This is a genomic window from Saccharothrix sp. CCNWYY140, from assembly GCF_037401995.1.
Classification (GTDB): Bacteria; Actinomycetota; Actinomycetes; order Mycobacteriales; family Pseudonocardiaceae; genus Actinosynnema.
Map to the genome: position 1 here is coordinate 25,058 of NZ_JBBEGC010000080.1, position 8,132 is coordinate 33,189.

Consider the following 8,132-nt stretch of genomic DNA (forward strand, 5'->3'; position numbering starts at 1 on the left):
AGAGGAGATTCATGGACACCACGGCGCCGACCGTCGGGAGCAACCCCGCGATCGACACCTTGCCCGCCACCTTCCGCTGGGGTGTGGCGACTTCCGCGTACCAGATCGAGGGCGCGGTGCACGAGGACGGTCGAGGACCGTCCATTTGGGACATGTACTGCCGGACGCCCGGCATGGTGCACGAGGGCGACAACGGGGACGTCGCGTGCGACCACTACCACCGGATGCCGCAGGACGTCGGCCTCATCGCGTCGCTCGGCGTGGACACCTACCGGTTCTCGGTGGCGTGGCCGCGCGTGCAGCCCGGCGGCAAGGGTCCGGTCAACGCGGCCGGCATGGCGTTCTACGACCGCTTGGTGGACGAGCTGCTGGGCAAGGGCGTCGATCCGTGGGTCACGCTCTACCACTGGGACCTGCCGCAGGAGCTGGAGGACGCCGGCGGTTGGCCGGAGCGCGACACCGCCTACCGGTTCGCCGACTACTCCATGCTCGTCTTCGACGCCCTGTCCGACCGCGTCCGCACGTGGACCACGTTGAACGAACCGTGGTGCTCCGCGATGCTCGGCTACTACGAGGGCAGGCAGGCCCCAGGCCGCCAGGACTTCGAGGCCGCCATCCACGCCGTGCACCACCTGCTCCTGGGCCACGGCCTGGCCACCCAACGGATGCGCGCGGCGGCCACCGCCCCCACGGAGTTCGGCATCACCCTCAACATGGCCCACGCCTCACCCGCGACCGACACCGAGACCGACCGCGAAGCCGCCCGCCGCGCCGACGGCCTGTCCCGCCGCCTCTACCTGGACCCGCTGCTGCGCGGCCACTACCCGGCCGACGTGGTGGAGGACCTGGCGGCGCGCAGCGTCAAGCTGCCGGTCAACGACGGTGACCTGGAGATCATCAGCCAGCCCATCGACGTGCTGGGCGTGAACTACTACTCCAGCCACCGCTTCTCCGGCGTCGACGAGGAGGGCCGCACGACCGACGCGTCCGGACACCCGGTCGACCGCACGGTCCCGTTCGGCAAGCCGGTGACGGCGATGGACTGGGAGATCGTGCCCGAGGGGTTCACGTCGCTGCTGGTGCAGATCAGCCAGGAATACCCCGGTGTCCCGATGGTGATCACCGAGAACGGCGCGGCATTCGACGACGCCTTCACCGACGGCGGCGTCCAGGACGACGACCGGATCGAGTACCTGGCCTCGCACATCGGGGCGGTCGCGCTGGCCCGGTCGCAAGGCGCGGACGTGCGCGGGTACTTCGCCTGGTCGCTGATGGACAACTTCGAGTGGTCCTACGGGTACGCGAAGCGCTTCGGCTTGGTGCACGTCGACTACGACACCCAGGTCCGCACACCCAAGAGCAGCGCCTTGTGGTACCGCGACACCATCCGCCGGGTGCGCGGCCGGTGACGTCCGGGACGCCCCCGTCTTGATGGCGGGGGCGTCTTTTCCCGGCGTAACTTCGAGGTATGAGCGAACGAGGGCGGGTGCGGGTCGAGCCGGGGTTGAAGCGGGTCAGGGCGTTGCTGGGCGGGTCGGTGGTGGTGGACACCGTGCGGCCGTACCTGGTGTGGGAAAAGCCCCACTACCCGACTTACTACCTGCCGGCGGAGGACGTTCGGGCGTCGCTGGTGGAGACGGGGGAGGTCCGGCGTTCCCCCAGTCGGGGTGACGGCGCGGTGTACGACGTGAAGGTCGACGGCGCCGTGGCGGAGGGCGCGGCGGTGCGGTACCCGGAGTCGCCGTTCGAGGAACTGCGGTCGCTGGTGCGGCTGGAGTGGGACGCGATGGACGAGTGGTTCGAGGAAGACGAGCCTGTGTACGTGCATCCGCGTGATCCGTACACGCGGGTGGATGCACTGTCGAGTTCGCGGCACATCCGGGTCGAGGTGGGCGGCGTGACGGTCGCCGAGTCGTCGCGACCGGTGATCCTGTTCGAGACCGGGTTGCCGGCGCGGTACTACCTGCCGATGACCGACGTGCGAATGGACCTGTTGCGGCCGACTGACTTGCGTACCAGCTGCCCGTACAAGGGGACGGCTGAGTACTGGTCCGTCGTGGCGGGGGACGCGGTGCACGAGAACGTGGTGTGGGGGTACCGGACGCCTCTCGAGGAGAGCCGACGGATCGCCGGGTTGGTCGCTTTCTACAACGAGAAGGTCGACATCTTCGTGGACGGGGTCCGCGAGGAACGCCCGCGTACGCCTTTCAGTTAACTCTTTCGGGTTAGGCCGGTAACCGACTGCTCCGAACGGCCGATCTCACGTGCACACCTTGCAGGTGAGGAGGCCGTCATGGCGCCACCCATCCAGAGTGCCGCGGAGACCGATGCCGTGAAGTCGGCGGCACAATGGGCGGCGGGCGGCTTCACCGCGCTCACCGCCATTCTGACGTTCTTCGGCATCAAGGACGGCTACCTCACCGAGTTGCTCCAAGGCGAGCCGACGGTCTCGATCCTGATCTTCTGCCTCGTCGGTCTCGGGCTGCTCTGCGGACTCGTCGCGCCGTTGGCGGTGGTGCGAGGCGGGGTCCCCCTGAAGTTCGTCCTGCTGGGCGTCGGCGCCCTCACCGTGCTGCTGGGGGTGCCGCTGACCGACATCGACGAGGTGGAACACAGAGGCCTGGTGACCGTGCTGGTCGTCGCGGTCGCGACCGCCTGGTTGGCGACGCTGGCCTGGACCGATCGGGACGGTATCGAGGTCACGGCTGTCACCGCGCTCATCCTGACCGGCGTCGCCGCCACGTCGCTCGGTCTGTACGGGGCGGCGAAGCTCGCCTTGATCGCCCGGACGGATGACGTCCCGGTCCAGGTCACGGCGTCGGTGGAGGAGTCCGCGCTGAAGCTCGTCGTGAAGGCGGCGATCGCACCGGGCGAGCCCAAGGCCGTCGTGGTCCGCGCGATGGGCTTGCGGGACGAGACCGAGATCGACATCGGTCAGGCCCTGGTGAGTCCCGATGGCACGGGCGAGGTGGACGGGACCGTCACCTTCCCCTTGGGTGACGCGAAGTGGAGCGGGTTCGTGGTGCGGCATTGCCAGGAGTGGGACTGCACCGCCAGCAGCGTCGTCCTGCGGATCGGCGGGAACCCGTTGCCGGACGGTCGGGGCGGGGCGGGAGCGGTGCAGCAGGGTGACAACGGGGTGTTGCAGGCCTCCGCCACGGTCTGGGGTGTGCCGAAGGGTGCGGTGGTCGAGGTTGCCGTTCGGCGGTCGGACGCTGACGGGCTCCAGGTGACCGTGGCTCCCCGTGGGGACGGGGTGGCCACGTGGAGCGGCGGCTTCGCCGGTGGGCCTGCCGGGTCGACGACCGCGGTGAGCTACCGGATCTGTGAGGGGGAGGGCGATTGCGCCATTGAGTGGGAGCAAGTCGCGGTTTACCGCACGCCTGCGGAGAGCGGGGACTGCCCTGGCGGGTGATCCGCCCGGACGGCGGATGGTCGGGTGGCGGGGGTCCGTTGGACAGTCGGGTGCGTGCCCACCAACGTGTTCCCCGCGGCGCCCAAAGGCCACCGCGACCCGCGGATCATCGTGCGGAAGAAGGCGTTGCTCAACGCGCCGCACATGAAGCCGCTCACCGAGTTCGCCCAGAAGATCGCCGCCGAGCGCAAGGCGGAGGTGCCGCTGTTCGACCCGGCCAGTGGCGGGATCAACGCGAAGGTGTTGTTGCTGTTGGAGTCGCCGGGGCCCAAATCGGTCGCCGCGGGCGGGTCCGGGCTGATCTCGTTGGACAACGACGACCCGACCGCCGTCAACGGGTTCACCGCGATGGCCGAGGCCGGGTTGTCGCGGCAGGCGTGCCTGAACTGGAACGTCGTCCCCTGGTACCTCAGCGGGCACGCGCCGACGCCGGCCGACCTGCGGGCGGCGATCCCGTACCTGGTCGAGCTGCTGCGGATGCTCAAGAGCCTCAAAGCGGTGGTCGTGCTCGGGACCCCGGCCGGGACCGGGTGGAACCTGTCCGGCAAGGGGTACGGGCTGAAGGTGTTCAACGCGCCGCACCCCTCGCCGCAGTCGATCAACCGGGACAGGGCGACGCGGTGGCCGCAGCTGGTCGACGCGTTCCGGAAGGCGGCGGAAGCCATCGCGTAAGCGGTGGAAGCGATCGCGTAGGAGGTGGCGGGCGGCTTTTCACAATCGGGTCCAGCGGGGTGCGAGCAGGAGTTCACGGAGTCGGAATCGGTACACCCGAGAATTTCCCCAGGGGTGTCGAATCCCGGCAGGCTGCTTCGTCGAACGGGTAGTAGGGACATCCCGCCCCGACCCGGAAGGAGTCACCGCCATGAACGCCACCATCACCCATCGCGACCGAGCCGTCCTCCGCGCCGTCGCGGCAGGTCGCTGCGCCTACGTGGCGGGCACGCTGCTCGTCGACGGCCTGGCCTGCTGCGACCAGTTCCTCGGTCCCCGGCTGGTGCGCGCCGGCCTCATCGCGGGCCAAGGGCCGGCCCGGTTGACCCCGGCCGGCCGCGCCGCCCTCGACACCATCCCGATCGCCGCCTAGAGACCCAGCGCCCACTGCTTGAACGGTGTCGCCGGCCGTCCCAGAACGCGCTCGACGGTGTCGGTGACCACGGCGTTGTGCCCGGCCCGCGCCCACAGCACGCCGCTGCGCCACGACGGGTCGACCGCGGACGGGTCCACGTCCACCACCTCGACCGGCCGGACCTCCCGCAGGATCGCCGCCTGCTCGGGCACGCTCAGCGCTTCCGGACCGGTCAGCGTGAGCACCTCGCCCCGGTGGTCGCCCAGGAGGGCCTCCACCGCGACCGCCGCGATGTCCGCGGGGTCGATCACCCCGTGCTTGGCGTCGCCGGTCATGTTGTAGACCGGGGTGCGCAGCATGTTGGTGGCGAAGTGGGAAGGCCGCAGGATCGTCCACTCCAGCCCGCTGTCCCGCAGGGCCTCGTCGGCGGTGTGGTGGTGGGGCGCCAGCACCGACCCCTCGAACACCTCCCCGGTCCCGATGGCGGACAGCCGCACCACCCGCCGCACCCCGGCCGCCCGAGCCGTCGCGAGGAACGCCAGGTCGTGGTCCGGGACGGGGGTGGCCGGCGCGGTGACCAGGTAGGCGGCCGTGACGCCGGTCAGCGCGGCGGCCAGGGAGTCGGGCGAGGTGAAGTCGCCGGGCACGTCGTCGGGCCGGGACGGGGTGCGGGTCATGCCCCGGACGGGCAGGCCGCGGTCGAGCAGGAACTTGCGGACGAGACTGCCGGTGGTGCCGGTGACGCCGGTGATCAGGAACATGCGACCAGCATCGCCGGCCGCGCACTCCCGGCGATTGGAAAAACCGGCACTACTTCTTCGCGCGGCTCGGGGCGACGCGCGGCGGTTCGTTGGGCATCTTCGGGTACACGGGCGGCCAGGGCGCGTCCATCAGCCCGGCCTCCATGTCGCGCCGGGACATCTCCAGCAGCGGCTCGATCGACTGCGGGTGCTCGGGCATGGCCTCCCACGGGTCCGGGCGGCCCGGCACGGTGGCGATGGTGAGCCCGTCCGGTTCGACGGACGACAGCTCCTCCCACGCGATCGGCGTCGACACCTGCGCCCCCACACGCGGCCGGACGCACCACGCGCCGAACACCGTCTTGTGCGGGGCGTTTTGGTTGAAGTCGACGAACACTCGCGACCCGCGTTCTTCCTTCCACCAGTGCGCGGTGATCTGCTCGGGGTGCCGTCGCTCAAGCTCACGCGCCAACGCCACAGCCGCCGCACGCACGTGGTACCCGTCCCACTTCGGTTGCAGGGCGACGTAGAGGTGCAGCCCGCGCGACCCGGTGGTCTTGACGTAGGCCTCGATGCCGAGTTCGGCCAGCAGCGACCGGGTCAGCTTCGCGGCCTCGCGCAGCTGCGGGAAGTCGACGCCGGGGGAGGGGTCGAGGTCCACCCGCAGCTCGTCGGTCACCTCCGGGCGCTCGGCGCGGATCGGCCACACGTGGAAGCCCAGGCAGCCGATGTTCACCGCCCACAGGACGTGCCGGATGTCGGCCGCGACCAGGGCCTCGCTGGTGGTGCCGTTGGGCGTGGACACGGTGGTGGTCCGCAGCCAGTCCGGCGGCGACTTCGGCACCCGCTTCTGGAAGAACGACTTCCCGCCCGCGCCCTCCGGGTACCGCTCCATCAGCAGCGGACGGCCGCGCATGGTCCGCATGAGCGGTTCGGCGACCGAGACGTAGTAGCGCACCAGGTCGAGCTTGGTCTCGCCGCGCTGCGGGAAGAACACCTTGTCCGGACTGGTGATCACGACACCCTCGACCTCGGTGGTCACAACCCGAACACCTCCGCCAGCTCCGCGGGCGGCGCTTCGTCGAGCTGCTCGTAGGTGCACGAGTCGGGCGTCCGATCGGGCCGGAACCGGACCAGCCGGGCGGTGTGCCGGAACCGACGACCTTCGACGTGCTCGTACCGCACCTCTGCCACGAGTTCGGGCCGCAACGGCTGCCACGCCATGTCCTTGGTCGGCGCCCACCGACTCGCCGCACCCGGTGTCCGCGCGTCCACGTGCGCCCATTCGCCCCACGGGTGGCCATCGAGCGCGTTCTCCCGGTAGGGCGCGAGTTCTTCCACGAGCTCCCGTCGCCGCGCGGCCGTGAAGCTGCTCGCCACACCCACGTGCTGCAACCGGCCGTCGTCGTAGAGCCCGAGCATCAACGACCCGACGCCTTCCCCGTCCTTGTGCCACCGGAACCCGGCGACCACGCAGTCCGCCGTGCGCTCGTGCTTGACCTTCCACATCACCCGCTTGTCCTGCTCGTAGGGCAGGTCGGTGCGCTTGGCGACGACCCCGTCGAACCCGGCCCCCTCGAAGCGGGTGAACCAGTCCTGGGCGACGTCCGGGTCGTCGGTGGCTGGGGTGAGGTGCAGCCCCTTCGCGGGCCGCAGGGCCTGTTCCAGCAGCTCACGACGCTCCCCGAAGGGCGTGCCGGTGAGGTCACGGTCGCCCAGGGCGAGCAGGTCGAACGCCACGAACTCGGCCGGCGTCTCAGCGGCGAGCTTCCGCACGCGGGACGCCGCTGGGTGCAACCGGAGCTGGAGCAACCCGAAACTCAGCCCTTCGGGCGTGACGATGACGATCTCCCCGTCCACCACGCACCGCTCCGGCAGCCCTTCTTTGAGCAGCTCGACGACCTCGGGGAAGTACCTGGTCAACGGCCGGTCGTTGCGAGAGCCCAGCTCAAGCTCGTCCCCGTCCCGGAACACGACACACCGAAACCCGTCCCACTTGGGTTCGAACACCAACCCGTCCCCACGCGGCACCTCGCGCACGGCCTTGGCCAGCATCGGGCGGACGGGCGGCATCACGGGCAGGTCCACGCAGGGGAGCGTAAGCCGAGAACGAGATTTTCACTCGACTTCCCCAACGAGGACCGGACCTGACCGCAATACTCCATACCGTTGACCACAACGACAAGCCATGAAGGACGGCCCCCAGATGACCACCGCCACGCTCTCCGCCGAGAAGACCGACCTGCTCAACACCCTGACCAAGCACCGAGGCTTCCTGAAGTACACGGTCCAGGGCATCACCGAGCAGCAGGCCCGCGAAACCCCGACCAAGAGCGCCCTGTCCCTGGGCGGCTTGATCAAGCACGTCCGCAACACCGAGGAGAGCTGGATGCGCTTCGCGGTGGGCGGCGCGGAGTTGATGGAGAGCGAACAGTCCGACTGGGAGAACGGCTTCCGCTTGGTGGAGGGCGAGACCTTGGCGGACACCTTGGCGGCGTACGAGGAGACGGCCCGCAAGACGGAGGCCTTGATCGCAGAGCTCGACTTGGACACCGCCCACCCGCTACCGGTCGCACCTTGGTTCGCGAAGGAGTCGTGGACGGTCCGGCGGGTTCTGCTGCACTTGATCGCCGAGACCTCCCAACACGCCGGCCACGCCGACATCATCCGCGAAACCCTCGACGGCCAGAAGACGATGGGCTGACCAGCCACCAGCCACCGCGCGCCACGCACCATCGCTGCCCACCCCGCCGCGCGGCAAGGTTCTCCGCTTGCCCACCACACGCCGCGCCGCGCCAGGTTTTTCGCTTGGCTGCCGCGCGGCACCCCCCTGGTTGGGCTTCTTGCTTGTGTCATCCCCGTATGGCCTGCCCGAAGGGCTACCACAGATTTCCCCGGGTGCAGCCAAAAA

The 8,132-nt window shown here is 69.9% G+C and carries 9 protein-coding genes; 6 read left to right on the top strand and 3 right to left on the bottom strand.

Annotated elements, in window-relative coordinates:
* Positions 1–11: 11 nt before the first annotated feature.
* The 5 genes from WBN91_RS27810 (at position 12) to WBN91_RS27830 (ending at position 4,499) form a co-directional block, all read left to right on the top strand.
* Positions 12–1,409, top strand: coding sequence for a GH1 family beta-glucosidase (locus WBN91_RS27810; protein WP_337727385.1), 1,398 nt, complete (start codon positions 12–14; stop codon positions 1,407–1,409).
* Between the two features lie 59 nt (positions 1,410–1,468).
* Positions 1,469–2,215: a DUF427 domain-containing protein gene (locus tag WBN91_RS27815; RefSeq protein WP_337727384.1), complete on the top strand. Its 747-nt coding sequence runs from the start codon at positions 1,469–1,471 to the stop codon at positions 2,213–2,215.
* Positions 2,216–2,293: 78 nt separating this feature from the next.
* Positions 2,294–3,415: a hypothetical protein gene (locus tag WBN91_RS27820; protein WP_337727383.1), complete on the top strand. Its 1,122-nt coding sequence runs from the start codon at positions 2,294–2,296 to the stop codon at positions 3,413–3,415.
* A gap of 54 nt (positions 3,416–3,469) precedes the next feature.
* The gene (locus WBN91_RS27825; protein WP_337727382.1) at positions 3,470–4,087 is read left to right on the top strand and encodes a uracil-DNA glycosylase; all 618 of its coding nucleotides are present in this window, start codon (positions 3,470–3,472) and stop codon (positions 4,085–4,087) included.
* A gap of 190 nt (positions 4,088–4,277) precedes the next feature.
* The gene (locus WBN91_RS27830) at positions 4,278–4,499 is read left to right on the top strand and encodes a hypothetical protein (RefSeq protein WP_337727381.1); all 222 of its coding nucleotides are present in this window, start codon (positions 4,278–4,280) and stop codon (positions 4,497–4,499) included.
* On the opposite strand, the gene WBN91_RS27835 is transcribed toward WBN91_RS27830, so the two are convergent.
* Genes WBN91_RS27835 through WBN91_RS27845 form a run of 3 tightly spaced genes read right to left on the bottom strand, consistent with a single transcriptional unit; the run spans position 4,496 to position 7,309 of the window.
* Complete coding sequence (locus tag WBN91_RS27835; protein WP_337727380.1) at positions 4,496–5,242, bottom strand: NAD(P)H-binding protein; 747 nt, start codon at positions 5,240–5,242, stop codon at positions 4,496–4,498. The two genes, WBN91_RS27830 and WBN91_RS27835, sit on opposite strands and share 4 nt — an antisense overlap.
* Positions 5,243–5,291: 49 nt before the next feature.
* Positions 5,292–6,263, bottom strand: coding sequence for a non-homologous end-joining DNA ligase (ligD, locus tag WBN91_RS27840; protein ID WP_337727379.1), 972 nt, complete (start codon positions 6,261–6,263; stop codon positions 5,292–5,294).
* Entirely contained in the window at positions 6,260–7,309 is a 1,050-nt protein-coding gene (locus tag WBN91_RS27845; protein WP_337727378.1) for an ATP-dependent DNA ligase, read from the bottom strand. The genes ligD and WBN91_RS27845 overlap by 4 nt, the downstream gene beginning before the upstream one ends.
* A 100-nt stretch (positions 7,310–7,409) precedes the next feature.
* Here WBN91_RS27845 and WBN91_RS27850 point away from each other — a divergent pair, with 100 nt between their 5' ends.
* Positions 7,410–7,925 (top strand): DinB family protein, encoded by a 516-nt coding sequence (locus WBN91_RS27850; protein ID WP_337727377.1) that lies wholly within the window; start codon positions 7,410–7,412, stop codon positions 7,923–7,925.
* The last annotated feature ends 207 nt before the right edge of the window (positions 7,926–8,132 follow it).

Excerpts from the sequence above, each read along its gene's own strand:
- WBN91_RS27815 (WP_337727384.1), top strand. The coding sequence starts at position 1,469 with ATGAGCGAACGAGGGCGGGTGCGGGTCGAGCCGGGGTTGAAGCGGGTC.
- WBN91_RS27835 (WP_337727380.1), bottom strand. The coding sequence starts at position 5,242 with ATGTTCCTGATCACCGGCGTCACCGGCACCACCGGCAGTCTCGTCCGC.
- WBN91_RS27810 (WP_337727385.1), top strand. The coding sequence starts at position 12 with ATGGACACCACGGCGCCGACCGTCGGGAGCAACCCCGCGATCGACACC.
- WBN91_RS27820 (WP_337727383.1), top strand. The coding sequence starts at position 2,294 with ATGGCGCCACCCATCCAGAGTGCCGCGGAGACCGATGCCGTGAAGTCG.
- WBN91_RS27830 (WP_337727381.1), top strand. The coding sequence starts at position 4,278 with ATGAACGCCACCATCACCCATCGCGACCGAGCCGTCCTCCGCGCCGTC.
- WBN91_RS27850 (WP_337727377.1), top strand. The coding sequence starts at position 7,410 with ATGAAGGACGGCCCCCAGATGACCACCGCCACGCTCTCCGCCGAGAAG.